The sequence below is a fragment of the Thioalkalivibrio sp. ALE22 genome, assembly GCF_000381445.1.
Taxonomy (GTDB): Bacteria; Pseudomonadota; Gammaproteobacteria; order Ectothiorhodospirales; family Ectothiorhodospiraceae; genus Thioalkalivibrio.
This window is the reverse complement of sequence record NZ_KB906507.1, coordinates 47,746-63,225: the sequence shown is the minus strand read 5'-3', so window position 1 is coordinate 63,225 and position 15,480 is coordinate 47,746. Positions and strand designations below refer to the sequence as shown.

The following is a 15,480-nucleotide window of genomic DNA, read 5'->3' as shown; positions in this document are numbered from 1 at the left end:
TCATGAGCTCCCGTTCATCCTCCGAAACCGGCCCCCGGGCTGCGCGCCCGCGGCAGATCCTGCTGCTGGGCGGCACCACCGAGGCCGCAGCCCTGGAACCGCTGCTGGACGGCCACCCGCGGCTGCACGCCACCGTGTCGCTGGCCGGACGCACGCGCAGGCCGGCACCCTCGCGACTGCCGCGGCGCACCGGCGGGTTCGGCGGCGCCGAGGGCCTCACCGCCTTGCTGCGCGACCACGCGATCGACGCCGTGGTCGACGCCACCCACCCGTTCGCGCGGCAGATCTCGGCCAATGCCGTCGCCGCCACGCGCCGCGCCGGCGTACCCCTGGCCCGGCTGACCCGGCCGCCGTGGCAGGCGACCCCCGGGGATCACTGGCTGCGCGTGCCCGACCTGGAGGCCGCCGCCCGCGCGCTCCCCGGCCTCGGCCGGCGCGTGCTCATCACCACCGGGCGCCAGCACCTGGAGGCCTTCGCGGCCGCGCCCGAGCTGGACTACGTGATCCGCACCATCGACCCGCCGGAACCGCCGCCGGCGCTGCCCCGGGTCACCTGGCTGCGGGCCCGCGGCCCGTTCAGCCTAGCCGACGAGCACCGGCTGCTGGAGACCCACGCCATCGACGTGCTGGTCACCAAGGACAGCGGCGGCGAGGCCACCGCCCCCAAGCTGCAGGCCGCACGCGAACGCGGCATCCCGGTGGTGATGGTGGACCGGCCGCCGGACGCCCCCGGGGTGCCCCGCTTCCACGCCCCGCAGGCAGCCCTGGAGTGGCTGGAAGGCCTCCCGCGCGTTCACCGCGACTCCGCCGACTCGACATAGCGCGGGGTGTACACGTGGCGCCGGCCGGAGGGGCGCTCCAGCACCCGGGTGGAGGCGGCGCCCACGATCACCAGCGTGCTCATGTTGGCCGCCGTCGGGTCCACCTCGCCGAGGGTGGAGATCTGCACGTCTTCGCGTTTGCCGCGTCCCACCGCGGTGGCCAGCACGACCAGTGTCTCCGACCCCTGCACCTCGCGCACGATGCCCAGTGCCTCCCCCAGCTGCCAGGGACGTGCGCGCGAGATCGGGTTGTAGAAGGCCATGGCGAAGTCGGCCTCGGCCGCCAGCCGCACCCGCCGCCGGATCAGCGACCAGGGCTTGAGGTTGTCCGACAGCGAAATCACGCAGAAATCGTTCCCCAGCGGCGCACCCAGCCGCGCCGCGGCGGCCTGCATCGCTGAGATCCCGGGAGTCACGTCCACCTCGACTCCCGCCCAGCGTTGCGCTTGCGCCCCTTCCAGGGCCTCGAAAACCGCCGCCGCCATCGCGAATACGCCCGGATCGCCACCCGAGACCACGGCCACGTCCCGCCCCTCGGCGGCCATGTCCAGGGCGTGCATCGCGCGCGCCAGTTCCTCACGGTTGTCCGAGGAATGAACACGGTGATGAGGGCCCGCAATCCGTTCCAGGTACGGCCCGTACCCCACCAGATCGGTGGCCGCTTCGAGACGGGCAGCGACCTCCGGTGTGATCCATTCCGGCCCCGCCGGACCCACCCCGACCACACTCAGCCGACCGACCACCGGACCGCCATCCCCGCTCATCGCCGAACCCCGCGCCCGGGGATCACGATCATCGAGAAATAGGGCACCCGTTCCGGGATCTCGGACAGCGGCAGGACCCGCTCCTCGGCAGTGCTGGCGCGTCCCACGTACCAGGCGCGCTCACTCAGCCCCAGCTCCTGCAGGACACCGACCACCGCATCGCGATGGGTCCCCACTTTCATGATGACCGCTGCATCAGTCCCCTGCAGGGCCTGGCGCAGATCGTCGATCGGCATCGTGCCCGGGATCACCGTCAGCAGGTCATCGCGCATGGTCAACGGAGTTGGCAGTTGGGCGGCAGAGGCCATCATCGAAGTCACTCCGGGCACAATACTCGTGCGAAAGCGCTCCTTGAGCCGCAGGTATACGTGCATGAAGGAGCCGTAGAAGAACGGGTCGCCCTCGTTCAGCACCACGACCGAGCGCCCGGCTTCCAGTTCGGCCGCCAGCTGCTCGGCACAGGCGTCGAAGAACTGTTCGATGCGGCGGCGGTATTCCTCGGAGCCGTGCGGAATCTCGTTGGTCACCGGGTACTCCAGCGGCATCTCGCACTGGCCGGTACCAAGGTGGGCGTCCACAATCGCACGCGCCTGACCGCGCCCGCCACGGCGGCAGAAGTAGGCCACGACCGGACTCTGTGCGATCAGCCGCGCGGCCTTCAACGTCAGCAGCTCGGGATCGCCAGGCCCGGTGCCGACTCCATACAGGCAGCCCGCCTCCGGAGATGCATTCACAGGGGAAGAAGTCTTCATATCCGGTCACTCGCAAAGGCGTTGATGGCCGCCGCGGCCATGGCGCTGCCACCGCGGCGTCCGAAGATGGTCAGGTACTCGAGGTCCAGCGGGCTGGCGGCCAGCGCCTCCTTGCTCTCCACCGCACCGACAAAGCCCACCGGGATACCGAGTACCGCGGCCGGACGCGGCGCGCCCTGGTGCAGCATCTCCAGCAGGTGAAACAGGGCCGTGGGCGCATTCCCGATCGCCACCACCGCACCCTCCATATGCGGTCGCCACCATTCCAGCGCCGCCGCCGAACGCGTTGTGCCCATACGCTCGGCAGCAGCCACCACTCCGTCCTCGCGCAGGCTGCAGATCACCGGGTTATCCGCCGGCAGCCGGGCGCGCGTGACCCCATGCGCCACCATGTTGCTGTCGCAGAGGATCGGCGCGCCAGCAGCCAGCGCCGCGCGAGCCGCCCGGGCCACGCCAGCCGAAAACCCGACGTCCTGCGGCAGGTCGGTCATACCGCAGGCATGGATCATGCGTACCACCGCAGACACCAGATCCTCCGGAAAACGATCCAGCGCCGCCTCGGATCGAATAATCGCGAAGGATTCCCGGTAGATGGCTGCGCCGTCGCGCTCGTAATCCGGTACGACCCCCGCGGTATCGCTCTGCGTCATGTTTCTTCTCCGTTATTCATCATCGCGTTGAGGCGCCGACGCAGGTCGGTCGGGCCCAGCCTGCGCAGGGCCGCGAGCATCCCGACGCGCTCTGCGTGCGTAATCTGTTCAAGCGCCGACAGGGCCGCTCGCAGCTGATCCGGTGAAAGACCCTCAAGAAGGGCCTCCCAGTGCGCCGGGGCAGATTGCAGCGACAGGTCGTAATGCCCCGCCCGCGCCGCAAGGACCACCCGGGCATTCGCGGGCCTCCCGCAGTGCTTCTCGCAGCCACTGACATGCAGATATTCGTCATCCGCCAGCAGCCCGCGGGCGGCTGTCCCGAGCATCGCGGCGTCCGCCCGAGTGAATGTCGTACCCGCCGAGCATCCCCCCTGACCGACACAGGCGCTCACCACTAGGCGAGGATCTCGTGGATCCGTTACTCCGCCCCATTCAGCCAGCCGGTCCAGGGTGATCGGCCGCGCCCCGACCAGCAGCACGCTGCGCCAGGGAGTCAGCCGCAGGCGCCCTTCTTGGCCGCGGATCTGCTCGGCCAGCCCCCGCAGGGCCTCGGCGCGCAGGGATCCGAACGGGAACGCGACCCCGAAGGCATCGCCATTCAGGCACGCACCAATCCCGGAGTCGGCGTTTTCGCTGCTCCGTGCCGCAACCGGATCCCCACCCGGAAGCACCCGCTCCAGCCCGGGAGGCGTCAGGGCCTTCGCGCCGAACCGAGCCAGTGCGCCGGGCAAACGGCCCGGCGGATCCGGATCCCCCTGGCGCAGCGCCACGAATTGCTCGAGGACTTGCAGGGCAGCGTCCACGGCCTTCTCCGGGCGTGCCCACCCAAGCACCGTCGCGGCGTGAGCCGACGCCCCGACGGCCACGCGAATCCACACGCCACCCGGTCCCGTACAGGCCTCCAGTCGAAGGTCCGCCGGCACTCTACCCAGCGGCAACCCGCCACCCGCCTCCACCAGCACCCCGACCTTCGGCGGCAGTGCGCGCAGGCGCGGGGTTGCGCCCAGTGCCCGCGCAAGTTGCCGCGCGATGGGCTGTACATCCATGGCGGCCTCCGGGTCAATATCCGTCGCTGGTGCCACCAGCACAATGCGCACCGCCTCCGCCTCGGGATCGCGATCCGCCAGACCCGCCGCCTCCAGTTCGGCCCGTGCCGTCTCCAGGCCCGGCGTGTCCAGACCGCGCAATTGCAGATTGCCGCGACTGGTCAGCTCCAGGTCACCGGAACCGAAACGCAGCGCCACCTCGGCGAGGATGCGCGCCTGCGCCGCGTCAAGCCCTCCGATCGGGTGACGTACCCGCATCAGAAGCCCGTCTCCGGTCGTCATGGGCGCAGCGACTCCGGGACACGCCCGGCGCACACGCGGATGCTCGGCACCCAACGGCTTCGGACCCCTGCTCATGACCGGATCCGCACGCCGCGAGCGACCAGGGTCCAGGCCACCCCGCCGACAACCAGGGTGGTCCCCACGAGCACCCAGAAGGTTGTGGCCCAGGCGAAGGACCCGGTCCCCAACAGGCCGTAGCGAAAGCCCTCGACCATGTAGTACAGCGGGTTCAGCGCTGCCAGCGACTGCCAGGGCTCGGGCATCCGTTCCACCGGATAGAACAGCCCTCCCAGATAGATCAGGGGGGTCAGCACAAACGTCGCCACCACGGAGGTGTGGTCGAAACTGCGCGCGTACAGGCCATTCAGCAGGCCGGCCAGGGCGAACAGCGTGGCACTGACCAGCGCGATCCCCAGAGTCGCCGCCAGGTGGTGCAGTTGCAGGTTGGTAAACGGGATCGCAACCAGCGCCACTAGCGCCCCGGCCAGCAGACCGCGGATCACCCCGCCGGTTGCAAAGCCCGCCACGATCAGCCAGGCGGGGAGTGGCGCAACCAGCAATTCCTCGATGTGCCGCTGCAGGCGCGCGCCATAGAACGCCAGCGTCACATTGCTGTAGGCGTTGGTGGACACGGCCAGGATGATCAGGCCCGGCAGGATGAAATCGGCGTAGTCGACGCCACGCATGGTGCCCAGCTCGCGCCCGACCAGGTGGCCAAAGATCACCAGAAACAGAACGGTCGTCACCACCGATGGCAGCAGGTTCTGCACCCAGGCACGCAGGAAGCGGCGCACCTGCTTGATCACCATCCCGCGGTAGGCAAATCCGTAAGCCGCGAGCCTCATGTCCCGGCCCCCTGCGATGCACTGGCACGTTCCGCGATGCGCTGCAGGAACAGCGACTCGAGCCGGTTGCGCTTGTTGCGCAGGCCCGCCACCCGGACACCGTACACACCGAGACGCTCAAAAAGCGCGTTCACCTCCATACCCTGCGGCAGGTCAATCTCCAGGGTCCAGCGATCCACCCGCCGGATCGCCAACCCTTCCAGCTCGGGGCACGCATCAAGGGGGGCGCTCAACTCGAGCACCAGGGTCTGCACGTTCAGCCCGTGCAGCAGTTCTCCGGTCTCGCCGCGCGCAACGATCTCGCCCTGATCCAGAATCGCCAGCGAATCGCACAGCGCTTCCGCCTCCTCGAGGTAGTGCGTCGTCAGGAGGATGGTCACACCATCCGCATTCAGCGCACGCAGCAGTTCCCAGGTTGTATGGCGTCCCTCGAGGTCCACCCCCGCGGTCGGCTCGTCCAGCAGCAGCACGCGCGGGCGGTGCACCAGCGCCCGGGCAATCATCAGCCGGCGCTTCATTCCGCCCGACAGCCCCCAGGCGGACTGCCGCCGCCGGTCCGCCAGGCCCACCTGTTCCAGTACCTGGCCAGTACGCTCGCGCGCCCGCCGCGGGGACAATCCGTAATAGGCCGCCTGGGCTTCAACAATCTCGCCCACCGGCTCGAAGCTGTTGAAGTTGATCTCCTGCGGCACCACGCCCATGCAGGCCTTCGCCGCAACCGCCTGTGTCGCCACGTCGAAGCCGCAGACCCGGATCGACCCGCGATCGGCCCGCACCAGCGTGGTCAGCAGTCCCACCAGGGTCGTCTTGCCGGCCCCATTCGGCCCCAGCAGGCCGAAAAAGCGGCCCGCCGGGACTTCCAGGTCCACGTCCGCCAGCCCGACCCGGCCACCGGCATAGCGCTTGGCCACCGACTTCAGGGCGATTGCCGGGGCCATCATGGCGCCAGCCCCCCGGTGTCCCTGGCCAACCCGACGATGCGTCCGGCCCGATCCACCGCGCAGACCTCCAGCGCCGTGGTCTCCGGCAGCATCCCGCGCGCCCGCTGCCAGGCGCGCGCACTGATACGGTCGGCCAGCGCCACACCCTGCTCCAGGCAATCCGCAAGCGCCTGGGCGCTGGTATTCGCCGCGCGGATGCGCGCGACTAGTTCCTGGCTGCCTCCCAGATCCGCCGCCTCCTCCGCCAGCGCGTCGAGATCGATGCGCGACTTGCGGCTGTGGGCATCCAGGTGTCCGGCCGCGAATTTGCTGAGCTTGCCGAACCCCGCGGCCAGCACCACCGCAGGCAGAGGATGACGCCCCAGGTACTTCAGTGCCGCCCCGAACAGATCCCCCATCTCGATCAGCGCCATGTCGTCCAGGCCGTACTGTTCGCGCATCGCCGCCTCGCTGGTACCCCCGGTGCAGCAGGCCACACGCGGACAGCCGTTGGCGCGGGCCACGTCTATGGCCTGATGAATGGATGCGATATAGGCGGCGCAGGAAAACGGCCGGACGATGCCGGTGGTGCCCAGGATCGAGAGCCCCCCGAGGATCCCCAGGCGGGCGTTCATGGTCCGCCCGGCAATGCGTTCGCCACCGTCCACGCCGACCGTGACCCTGAAGCCCCCGCTGTACCCAGCGGCTGCAGCCAGTGTCTCCAGATGCCCCTGGATCATGCGTCGGGGGACCGGATTGATGGCGGGCTCGCCCGGCTCCAGCACCAGGCCCGGGCGCGTGACCGTCCCGACCCCGGCACCCGCCACGAACTCGACACCGGGCGCACCGCACAGATTCACCTCCACCCAGACCCGGGCCCCGTGGGTGGCATCCGGGTCGTCGCCGGCATCCTTGATGACCCCGGCAACCGCGCCGCCCGGAGTGGGTTCGAGGTCGTTCAGTGTCAGGCTCACGACCTGTCCCTTCGGCAGGATGACTTCCACCATCTCGAGCCGCCGCCCCTCCAGCAGCCAGCGTGCGCCGGCAACGGCACCGGCGGTCGCACACACACCGGTGGTCAGCCCCGTGCGCAGACGCCCGCTCGTCTCGGGCGTCTCCGGGCGCATTCCGCCCGCCGAGCTGTTCTGCTCAGCCGGTTTCATGCGTTCCCGGGACGGACTCGGCACCCTGCGTGGCGATCGTCTCGCGCAGGCGCACGACCTCGCCCGCGATCAGCAGCGCCGGCGACTGGATATCCAGATCCGCCACCCGCGCGGGGAGGTCGGCCAGAACGCCTTCGATGACACGCTGGCCCGGGCGCGTCCCCTGTTCGACCAGCGCGGCCGGCATCGCGCCGTCCGCACCCGCCGCCATCATCTCGCCACAGACCTCGGCCAGGGTATGCAGCCCCATGTAGACGACCAGGGTCTGCTGCGGATGCACCAGCGAGGCCCAGTCCAGCTTGGTCTCGCCGGCACGCCGGTGGGCGGTCACGAACTGGCAGCGATAGGCGTGATCGCGATGGGTCAGCGGGATCCCTGCATAGGCTGCACAGCCACCGGCTGCGGTAATCCCCGGCACGATGCGCACTGGCACCCCGGCGGCGGCAATCGCGGCGGCCTCCTCGCCGCCCCGCCCGTAGACAAACGGGTCACCCCCCTTCAGGCGCACCACGTAGTGCCCCTCCCGAGCCAGCGCGACCATGCGATCGTTCAGATCGCCCTGATCACAACTGTGCCGCGAGCGCGCCTTGCCCACGTACAGACGCTGCGCCTTGGGGTTTGCCAGATCCAGGATCGCCTGCGGGATCAGGCGGTCGTGCAGCAGGATCTCCGCGTGCTGCATCGCGCTGAGCGCGTCCAGTGTCAGCAGGCCTGGATCGCCCGGCCCCGCGCCCACCAGATCCACGCACCCGGCCCGCCGCTCGCCGCGAAACGGGAGGGTCACCCCAGGGCGCGCACCGGATCCGATCCTGGCCACCTTGTGCTGCCCTGTACCGCTCATGCCTGGAACAGTCGCGCCGTGGCCTGCGGGTTGGAGGGGAACCAGGCATGCAGATAGGTCGCGGTCAGGCGCCCGTCACGATAGATCGCCTCGCCCTGCGACCCCGTCCCGCGCGCACGCCAGCAATGACCATAGGGCTCGAGCCCGACCTCGGAATGGGTGTGATGGAAGGTGTGCCCGCGCAGCTCGCCCTCCGGCAGCGGGGCCGCCTGGAGCCCCAGACCCTGCAGGCGGTCTGCCAGCTGGGCCTTGCCCGGCACCAGCCCGGCCATGGCCGCGGCATGACCCTCGCGATTGGCCAGTTCATCCAGCAGGTAGAGAAAGCCCCCGCACTCCGCCAGGATGGGGCGACCCGCCGCATGATGGGCCTCAAGGTCCGACTTCAGGACAGCATTGGCGGACAGCTGATCCAGATACAACTCGGGGTAGCCACCCGGCAGCCAGACGGCATCGGCCTCTGGTAACCCGTCCCCCGCAAGCGGGGAAAAGAACCGCAGTTCGGCGCCCATCTTCTCCAGCAGGCGCAGGTTGGCCGGATACATGAAAGCAAAAGCCGCATCCCGCGCGATCGCAATGCGCACGCCGGACAGCGCCGCCTCGATCGGCGCAATTGTTTCCGGATCAAAGCGCACCGGCTCCGGGAGCCCTGTCACCCCAGCCTCTTCAATCGCGGCCGCTGCCGCCTCCAGCCGCGCATCCAGATCGGCGATCTCGCCGGCCTGCACCAGCCCCAGGTGACGATCCGGGACACTCAGCGTTTCGTTACGCTGCACGGCACCAAAGAAGCGGATCGCCTCCGGGGTGCAATCCTCCAGCATCCGCGCATGGCCCGGACTGCCCACCCGGTTGGCAATCACGCCCGCGAAGGACAGACCCGGGCGGTAGGTCGACAGGCCATGCACCAGCGCCCCGAATGTCTGGCCCATGCCGCTGGCGTCCACCATGGCCAGGATCGGCAAACCGAAGGCCTGCGCCAGATCCGCCCCGGAGGGATCGCCATCGAACAGCCCCATCGAGCCCTCGACCAGGATCAGATCGGCATCCTGTGCGGCCTCGTACAGCATCGCTCGACAGGCTTCTTCCCCGACCATCCACAGATGCAGGGCGTCGACCGGATGCCCGGATGCCTGTTCCAGGATCATCGGGTCGAGGAAGTCGGGGCCGGTCTTGAACACGCGCACGCGCAAACCCTGGTTGCGGTGGTAACGGGCGATGGCGGCGGTGATCGTGGTCTTGCCCTGCCCCGAGGCCGGGGCCGCCACGAACGCCGCGGGGCAGCTCACACTCACAGCTCGATCCCCTTCTGCGCCTTGATGCCGGCCTGAAAGGCATGCTTGACCACGCCGATCTCGCTCACGGTGTCGGCCGCCTCGATCAGTGCCTTCGGCGCGGCGCGGCCGGTGGTAATCACGTGCTGCATCGGCGGGCGATTGGCGAGATCCTCCAGCACCTCGTCCACATCCAGGTACTGATATTTCAGCGCGATGTGCAGCTCGTCGAGCAGCACCAGGTCGACGTTCGGGTCGTGCAGCATGTCGCGGGCATGTGCCCAGGCCTCGCGGGCCGCGGCCACATCCTTGTCGCGGTCCTGGGTCTCCCAGGTGTAGCCCTCGCCCATCACGTGGTACTGCACCTTGTCCTGGCCACGGAAGAAGGCCTCCTCGCCGGTGGCGAACTGGCCCTTGATGAACTGCACGATGCCGACGTGCATGCCGTGCCCCAGGGCGCGCGCAACCATGCCGAAGCCGGAGGAGCTCTTGCCCTTGCCGTTTCCGGTCAGGATCAGGAACACGCCCTTTTCTTCCTGGGCCTCGGCGATCTTGCGGTCCACCACTTCCTTCTTGCGCGCCATACGCTGCGCGTGGCGTTCGGCCTTGGCGGCGTCGGTATCGTTGGTCATGTTGATGTACTCCTTGAGTTCATTGCTTGTTCGGGGTGCGCAGGGGGCGGGTCTACTCGCCGATCAGGATCATTCGTCCGGTCTCCGGGTCACGGTAGACCTGGCCCATCGACTCGAAGCCGGAGCCGGCCTCGCCGGCGCCCTCGGGCGGGTCCGGGATCTCGCGGCCGGCCTCGATCTCGGCGCCGCCGCTGGCCGGCTCCAGCCCGTTACTGGAAGCAGCCATCACCACCATCAGGCCCACGGCGAACACCAGCATGATATCGGCCAGGTTGGCGAGCGGGCCCATCGGCTCCTCGTCGGGGGCATCGAAACGGCTGGCGCGGTAGTGCGGGACCCTCATGCCGCCGCCTCCAGGCGCTCCATCGCGGCGTCATACCAGCGCCGCCGGAGGCGTCCAAGCAGGAAGCCGAGGATGCCGACCAGCAGCCCCAGCACCGTGGTGTTGAACGCCACCGTAACGGCCTGGGCGAGGATTTCCAGTTCGCCCCGGCCCATCGCGGCCAGCCCGGGACCCAGCGGAATCAACGTCCCCATCAGCCCGAGCATCGGGCCGATGCGTGCCAGCAGATCCGCGCGGTCGATGCGGCGTCGTGCGCGGTAGGCGAGGCGTTCGGCATCGCCGCTCAGTTCCAGGCGGCGTACCCCACCGGAACGTTCGCCCAGTGCCAGGCCCAGCTCCCACACGGCGACCGCGACCAGCACCAGCAGGCCGATGATCACCGGCTCCAGCAGCCAGCGCACCACGGTATCCATCAGTTCCATCGTGATCGAGAACGGCATTCGCGTTTACCTCATTAACCTTTGTTCAGCGCTTCCCACGTTCTTATGTAGGAGGCCAGCCCTCTGGCCGATGAGCCGCCGGACATACCCCATCGGCCAGAGGGCTGGCCTCCTACAGGAGACATTTCCAGCGGCGGTTATCGCCGTCGGCCGGCGGCGACACCACCGATCAGAAGCAGGAACAGCACGCCGGCGACCAGCCACGGGAGCCAGGGCATGCCCCCCGCCTCGTCGCCAGCCTCCTGCCCGCCGTCGGCCTCGGCCGGTTCGGGGATCTCCGGCATCTCTTGCGCCGCCGGGTCTTCCAGCGGCTGGATCTCGGTGACACGGCTGGGGTCGGCCTCCGCCTGTGCGCGATCGATCTGCGCGGACGCGCGCACGGCCTCGAAGGCCTCGCGCAGTTCGGGCTCCTCCAGGCGCTCGGCCACCTCGTCCAGCATCGGGTGGTCGGGGCGCGTGTGCCCGCTGCCCGGCAGGCCGTGTTCCGCCACCAGTTCGGCAAAGCGTTCGGACAGGGCCTCCAGTACCTCCGGATCGGCCTCCCAGAACCCACGACTGGCGGCCACCAGATGCACGGCCTGCAGGTGGGTCTTCACATGCACGTTGTGGCCGTCGGCGAGGAATTCGTCCACGCCCAGGCCGTGGCGGTCCTGCAGATACACGTCATGCACCTCGTCCCAGACCCAGGAGCGGATGATCTCGGGATTGGTGGCCTGCCAGCCCCACAGGTTGTCGACGAAGTCGCGGGCCATGGTCCGCGCCCCGGCATAGCCGTGGTCCATCAGCGGCTCGATCCACTGCGGGTTCAGGTTCTGCCCCTGCAGCTCGCGCATCAGCGCGCGGCCCAGCGTCTCCACCCGCGGGTCGTCCGGATCGGCGTGCTGCAGCACGCGGTTGTCCGGCACAGCGCCGCGAATACTTTCGACCGCGGTCGAGAGCCCGCCCTGGAAGTCAAAACCGTCGTCGTTGTCCAGCAGGCCGTAGAGGTGCGAGGCGCGCCCGAGATAGGTGCGCCCGACCTGGCCCAGCCGGGCCTCGAAGGCCTCGTGCGCGGAGCCACCGGATTCGTCCGCCCCGTAGGCGTGGCCCATCCGGCGCAGATAGGCCGCGCCCAGTTCGGCTCGGTCCTCCCAGGCCCCGGAACGGTCCGCGAGACGATTGACCCCGGCCCCATAGGCCCCGGGGGCGGTACCGAACACCCGCAGCGCGGCCTGCTGACCCGCCTCGAGGCCATTGAGGCCTGCGGCGCGCAGGGCCTGGGTGTCCTCCACCCATTGGGCGGCCACATCGTTGCGCGCCAGGGGCTCGGTGCCCGGATCGCGCAGGTCTTGCCCCAGCGGGGCCAACGCCGCTTCCAGTGCCTCTTCCAGCTCGGGGTACTCGGCAAGAATGGTCTCGGACGATCCGTCCAGCGCGAGGCGCGCGGCCCGGTCCAGCCACACCAGCTGGTCCTCGTAGAGGTCGCGGAACAGACCGGAGGTGGTAAACAGGGCATCGCGACGTCGATCGCGCCCGGCTTCATCAAGGTCCATGCGCTCCAGCCCCTGGACGATCCCGCGACTGTTCCAGGCCGGACGAATGCCCAGCATGTCCATGCCAAAGGCGATCATCACGCCCTCGTCACGCACAGTATCCGACGCCCAGAGGATGATCGCCTCGCTGCCATCCGCCTCGGGATCACCGTGCTCGCGGGCATCCGCGGCCAGCTCCTGACCGATACCCCAGGCGATACGCGTGGGGACCAGGTCCGCCGCCAGCGCGTGGAAGTTGCGCCCGGTCGGCAATACCTCCGGCGTACGGATCGGGTCGTTGCCCTGCCCTGGCGGCACGAAACGGCCTTCCAGCGCCGCCAGCAGATGCGCGCGCTCGCTCGCCGGGGACCCACGCAGCTTGGCGTCCCAGTCGTCGCCGACCGCGTCGTCACCCGCCATCGACTCGAGCATCGTGTCCACAGCCTCGTCGCTCCAGTCGCGTCCGAACACATGCAGCCCCAGCGGCATCTGGTCTTCCTGCATGTCGGTCAGGTAATGCCCGATCTCGTGGACCAGCAACTCCTCGTCCATCTCCGCCAGCACGGTCGTTGCGTGTTCATCATGGCCCTCATCCGCATGCTCGTCCGCGTGGTCATGCTCATGGGCGTGTTCGTGCTCTTCATCCCCGTGTTCCCGGTGATGGTCCGCGTCGCGATGTTCGTCGCCGTGTTCGTCTCCGTGGCCTTCGCCATGTCCCGCGTGGTCCTCGTCGTGATGCCCCTCGTGATGATCACCGTGATCATCATGGTGATGCCCGTGATCGTGATGGTGACCCCGCGCCAGTTCACGCTCGATGGTCTCGGTCAGGCCAAGGTCCTCGATACGTTCGCGCAGGGTCTGGACGGCCCGCGAGCGCGTCGCGGCATCCGGCTGCGCGGCGGCCTCGTAGGTCTCCACCAGCTGGCGCAGTTCCAGCAGGCTGTCGTAGAGCTCGGTGGCCGCCAGCGGCGGGGTCAGGTGGCTGATCATCACGCCCATGGCGCGGCGCTTGGCCTGGATACCCTCGCCCACACCATCGACGATGTAGGGATAGATGATCGGCAGGGCGCCCCCGAGGATCTCGGGATAGTCATCCGGTGCCAGCCCCGCGCGCCGGCGCGGCAGGAATTCGCGGGTCGAGTGGCGGCCCACATAGACCAGCGCATCGGCCTCGAAGTGATCGCGGATCCAGTGGTAGAAGCCGACATACTGGTGGGTCGGCGGGAACGTGGTATTCGCGTGCAGCAGGCGCTCGCTGACCTCCCAGCCGCGCGGCGGCTGCGGCCCGATGAATACATTGCCGAATTCGATCCCCGGGAACAGCATCTCGCCATCGCGGGTCATCGCCTCGCCCGGCGGCTCGCCCCAGCCGGTCAGGCCGGGGATGCCCGTGCGCACCAACGCCTTGCGCAACTGCTCAGTGGTCGCGTGGGCATCTTCTCCCGCCAGCGTGGCCTCCCAGGCCTCCTCGTACTGGGCCAGCAGGTCCAGTGCCCGCTCCTGCGCCGCGTGCGGATAACTCTCGAGCATGTGGCGCAGATCACCGACACCGCTTTCCAGCGCAGCTTGCGCGATCTCGACCTTGTCGGCGGCCCTGGCGGCCTCCAGACGTGCCTGCAGATAGCCGATCGGGCCGTCGACCAGTTCGGCCCGGACGGGCTCCGGCAGGCTGTCGAAATACGCCTGATACTGGTCGCGATCCAGCGAGGCGACCCGGCCGGCGATCGCGTCCAGCGCATCCGCCTGTTCCGGCAGGTTCACGGCTCGATCCTGGATCATCTCCAGCAGGGTCTCGGCGTCCTCCGGCACCGCGTCGCCCAGGTCGTACCCGGCGGCTTCGAGGCGCTGCAGGATCTCCAGCAGCGACTCGGGGACATCCAGCTTGTCCGCACCAATGTTCTGGCGACCCGGCGGATGGTTGTAGTAGACCACCGCCACGCGCTTGTCCGCGTTGTCCAGGCGGCGCAGCCGCTGCCAGCTCGCCACCCGATCGGCCAGGGCCTCGACCCGCTCGTCGACCGGCTCGGTCAGGGTCAGGCGCACGCCGGTGCGTTCGTCCTGTTCCGGCGCGCCCGCGGTCGCGAGCACCATCGGCTGGCTCATGCCCTGCAACTCCGGCATGGCCACGTGGTAGTGGACCTTGTCCCAGGGGATGCCCTCGTGCGACAGCCGCCACTGGGTCGCGCTCACATCTGCCAGACGGATGCCCTTGATCACCGGGACATCCAGCTCGCCGAAGGCCTCGGCCACCGCCTCGCGGTTGCCGCCCCCGCCGACCACGAAGTCCTGCAGGCTGACGATACCCGCCAGATCCGCCGGCCCGGCCGCCTCGGCCAGCGTCTCGACCGCCTCGCGGCTGGCCCCGCCCCAGCGCGCCAGCACCGCAAAGCACTGGATGTCTCGCGCCTCCAGGGCTTCGCAGGCTGCGTCCAGCAGCGCGCGGTCTCCCGGCCGGTCACCGGTATCCAGGTCCAGCAACGCCACGGCGGGCCCGTCGTCCAGCTCGAGATCGTCCGGGTCGGGAGTGGAGTTCCCATGCCGGTAATAGCGGATGGTCTCGCGCGGGTCCGGCTCCGGAACTTCGTTCTCGTGCCCGCCGCGCGCGGCCAGCCAGCGCATCAGCCCCTCCATATTCTCCGGTGTACGCCCCTGATAGAACGCGCGCCCGGTCAGCCAGTCCGCCTGTTCGGGGAAACGCTCCCGCTGTTGGGCCAGGTGCACGCGCGGGTCTTCGCCCGGGTCGGGGTTGGCCGCCAGTTCGGTTCGCTTCTCGTCATCGAGACCCACGAGTACGGCCTCGCCGCCGATCCGGGACAGCGCCGTCAGGTGACGCACGCTGTTAATGGCCAGAATCGGGGCCCCCTCGGGCGGCGGGGCCTCCCGCAACAGACGGTCGAGGCGCGCGGCCTGGTCCCCGAAAACAGCCGCAACGAGTATGGCGTCGGCCTCCCGCCACAGCGCCGATACCGCCTCGTCCGACTTGTCCGCGAGTTGCTCCGGTGTCCGCAGGATCACCTCCGCCTGCGGATGAGCCTCCAGGAAGCGATGCGCGCCAGCGGCCACCTCCGCCGCCGAGCGATCGGAGACCACACCCACCACGAGCGGACCCGCATGGGCCGGTACCATTCCGAAAAGAAAAAGCGCGAAGATGCTCAGGATCGTGCAACGAAAACGCATGGAAACTTCCCGATAAACAGGTGCA

The 15,480-nt window shown here is 69.2% G+C and carries 14 protein-coding genes; 1 reads left to right on the top strand and 13 read right to left on the bottom strand.

Annotated features, from left to right (window positions below; all coding sequences use genetic code 11):
• Window positions 1–2: 2 nt before the first annotated feature.
• Window positions 3–821 carry a cobalt-precorrin-6A reductase gene (locus F793_RS0109700; RefSeq protein ID WP_018882522.1) on the top strand — a complete coding sequence of 273 codons (819 nt, stop codon included), beginning with the start codon at window positions 3–5 and terminating at the stop codon, window positions 819–821.
• On the opposite strand, the gene cobJ is transcribed toward F793_RS0109700, so the two are convergent.
• The 13 genes from cobJ to F793_RS0109635 all read right to left on the bottom strand — a co-directional run bounded on the left by cobJ (window position 794) and on the right by F793_RS0109635 (window position 15,455).
• Window positions 794–1,585, bottom strand: coding sequence for a precorrin-3B C(17)-methyltransferase (gene cobJ, locus F793_RS0109695; RefSeq protein ID WP_018878377.1), 792 nt, complete (start codon window positions 1,583–1,585; stop codon window positions 794–796). The genes F793_RS0109700 and cobJ overlap by 28 nt on opposite strands.
• A complete protein-coding gene (locus F793_RS0109690) occupies window positions 1,582–2,337 on the bottom strand; it encodes a precorrin-2 C(20)-methyltransferase (RefSeq protein ID WP_038037128.1) in 756 nt (251 codons plus the stop codon). Before F793_RS0109690 ends, cobJ begins: the two co-directional genes overlap by 4 nt.
• Window positions 2,334–2,987, bottom strand: a complete 654-nt coding sequence (locus tag F793_RS0109685) for a precorrin-8X methylmutase (RefSeq protein WP_018875744.1) — start codon at window positions 2,985–2,987, stop codon at window positions 2,334–2,336. Before F793_RS0109685 ends, F793_RS0109690 begins: the two co-directional genes overlap by 4 nt.
• Window positions 2,984–4,315, bottom strand: coding sequence for a precorrin-3B synthase (gene cobG, locus F793_RS0109680; RefSeq protein WP_018882520.1), 1,332 nt, complete (start codon window positions 4,313–4,315; stop codon window positions 2,984–2,986). The genes F793_RS0109685 and cobG overlap by 4 nt, the downstream gene beginning before the upstream one ends.
• Window positions 4,316–4,386: 71 nt before the next feature.
• Complete coding sequence (locus tag F793_RS0109675; protein WP_038028170.1) at window positions 4,387–5,160, bottom strand: ABC transporter permease; 774 nt, start codon at window positions 5,158–5,160, stop codon at window positions 4,387–4,389.
• On the bottom strand, window positions 5,157–6,101 hold the full coding sequence (locus tag F793_RS0109670) for an ABC transporter ATP-binding protein (RefSeq protein ID WP_018878379.1): 945 nt from the start codon (window positions 6,099–6,101) through the stop codon (window positions 5,157–5,159). Before F793_RS0109670 ends, F793_RS0109675 begins: the two co-directional genes overlap by 4 nt.
• Complete coding sequence (locus F793_RS0109665) at window positions 6,098–7,207, bottom strand: cobalt-precorrin-5B (C(1))-methyltransferase (RefSeq protein WP_018882518.1); 1,110 nt, start codon at window positions 7,205–7,207, stop codon at window positions 6,098–6,100. The genes F793_RS0109670 and F793_RS0109665 overlap by 4 nt, the downstream gene beginning before the upstream one ends.
• Before the next feature lie 22 nt (window positions 7,208–7,229).
• Window positions 7,230–8,084 (bottom strand): uroporphyrinogen-III C-methyltransferase, encoded by an 855-nt coding sequence (gene cobA / locus F793_RS0109660; protein ID WP_026280888.1) that lies wholly within the window; start codon window positions 8,082–8,084, stop codon window positions 7,230–7,232.
• The gene (locus F793_RS0109655) at window positions 8,081–9,373 is read right to left on the bottom strand and encodes a cobyrinate a,c-diamide synthase (RefSeq protein WP_018875750.1); all 1,293 of its coding nucleotides are present in this window, start codon (window positions 9,371–9,373) and stop codon (window positions 8,081–8,083) included. Before F793_RS0109655 ends, cobA begins: the two co-directional genes overlap by 4 nt.
• Window positions 9,370–9,984, bottom strand: coding sequence for a cob(I)yrinic acid a,c-diamide adenosyltransferase (gene cobO / locus F793_RS0109650; protein WP_018875751.1), 615 nt, complete (start codon window positions 9,982–9,984; stop codon window positions 9,370–9,372). Before cobO ends, F793_RS0109655 begins: the two co-directional genes overlap by 4 nt.
• A 52-nt stretch (window positions 9,985–10,036) precedes the next feature.
• Window positions 10,037–10,327, bottom strand: a complete 291-nt coding sequence (locus tag F793_RS0109645) for a DUF2149 domain-containing protein (protein ID WP_018882515.1) — start codon at window positions 10,325–10,327, stop codon at window positions 10,037–10,039.
• A complete protein-coding gene (locus F793_RS0109640; protein ID WP_018882514.1) occupies window positions 10,324–10,767 on the bottom strand; it encodes a MotA/TolQ/ExbB proton channel family protein in 444 nt (147 codons plus the stop codon). Before F793_RS0109640 ends, F793_RS0109645 begins: the two co-directional genes overlap by 4 nt.
• A gap of 137 nt (window positions 10,768–10,904) precedes the next feature.
• Window positions 10,905–15,455, bottom strand: coding sequence for a cobaltochelatase subunit CobN (locus tag F793_RS0109635; protein WP_018882513.1), 4,551 nt, complete (start codon window positions 15,453–15,455; stop codon window positions 10,905–10,907).
• Window positions 15,456–15,480: the final 25 nt, after the last annotated feature.

Bases quoted from the DNA above. Each gene is read 5' to 3' on its own strand.
- F793_RS0109700 (WP_018882522.1), top strand. From the start codon at position 3: ATGAGCTCCCGTTCATCCTCCGAAACCGGCCCCCGGGCTGCGCGCCCG.
- cobJ (WP_018878377.1), bottom strand. From the start codon at position 1,585: ATGAGCGGGGATGGCGGTCCGGTGGTCGGTCGGCTGAGTGTGGTCGGG.
- F793_RS0109690 (WP_038037128.1), bottom strand. From the start codon at position 2,337: ATGAAGACTTCTTCCCCTGTGAATGCATCTCCGGAGGCGGGCTGCCTG.
- F793_RS0109685 (WP_018875744.1), bottom strand. From the start codon at position 2,987: ATGACGCAGAGCGATACCGCGGGGGTCGTACCGGATTACGAGCGCGAC.
- cobG (WP_018882520.1), bottom strand. From the start codon at position 4,315: ATGACGACCGGAGACGGGCTTCTGATGCGGGTACGTCACCCGATCGGA.
- F793_RS0109675 (WP_038028170.1), bottom strand. From the start codon at position 5,160: ATGAGGCTCGCGGCTTACGGATTTGCCTACCGCGGGATGGTGATCAAG.
- F793_RS0109670 (WP_018878379.1), bottom strand. From the start codon at position 6,101: ATGATGGCCCCGGCAATCGCCCTGAAGTCGGTGGCCAAGCGCTATGCC.
- F793_RS0109665 (WP_018882518.1), bottom strand. From the start codon at position 7,207: ATGCGCCCGGAGACGCCCGAGACGAGCGGGCGTCTGCGCACGGGGCTG.
- cobA (WP_026280888.1), bottom strand. From the start codon at position 8,084: ATGAGCGGTACAGGGCAGCACAAGGTGGCCAGGATCGGATCCGGTGCG.
- cobO (WP_018875751.1), bottom strand. From the start codon at position 9,984: ATGACCAACGATACCGACGCCGCCAAGGCCGAACGCCACGCGCAGCGT.
- F793_RS0109645 (WP_018882515.1), bottom strand. From the start codon at position 10,327: ATGAGGGTCCCGCACTACCGCGCCAGCCGTTTCGATGCCCCCGACGAG.
- F793_RS0109640 (WP_018882514.1), bottom strand. From the start codon at position 10,767: ATGCCGTTCTCGATCACGATGGAACTGATGGATACCGTGGTGCGCTGG.
- F793_RS0109635 (WP_018882513.1), bottom strand. From the start codon at position 15,455: ATGCGTTTTCGTTGCACGATCCTGAGCATCTTCGCGCTTTTTCTTTTC.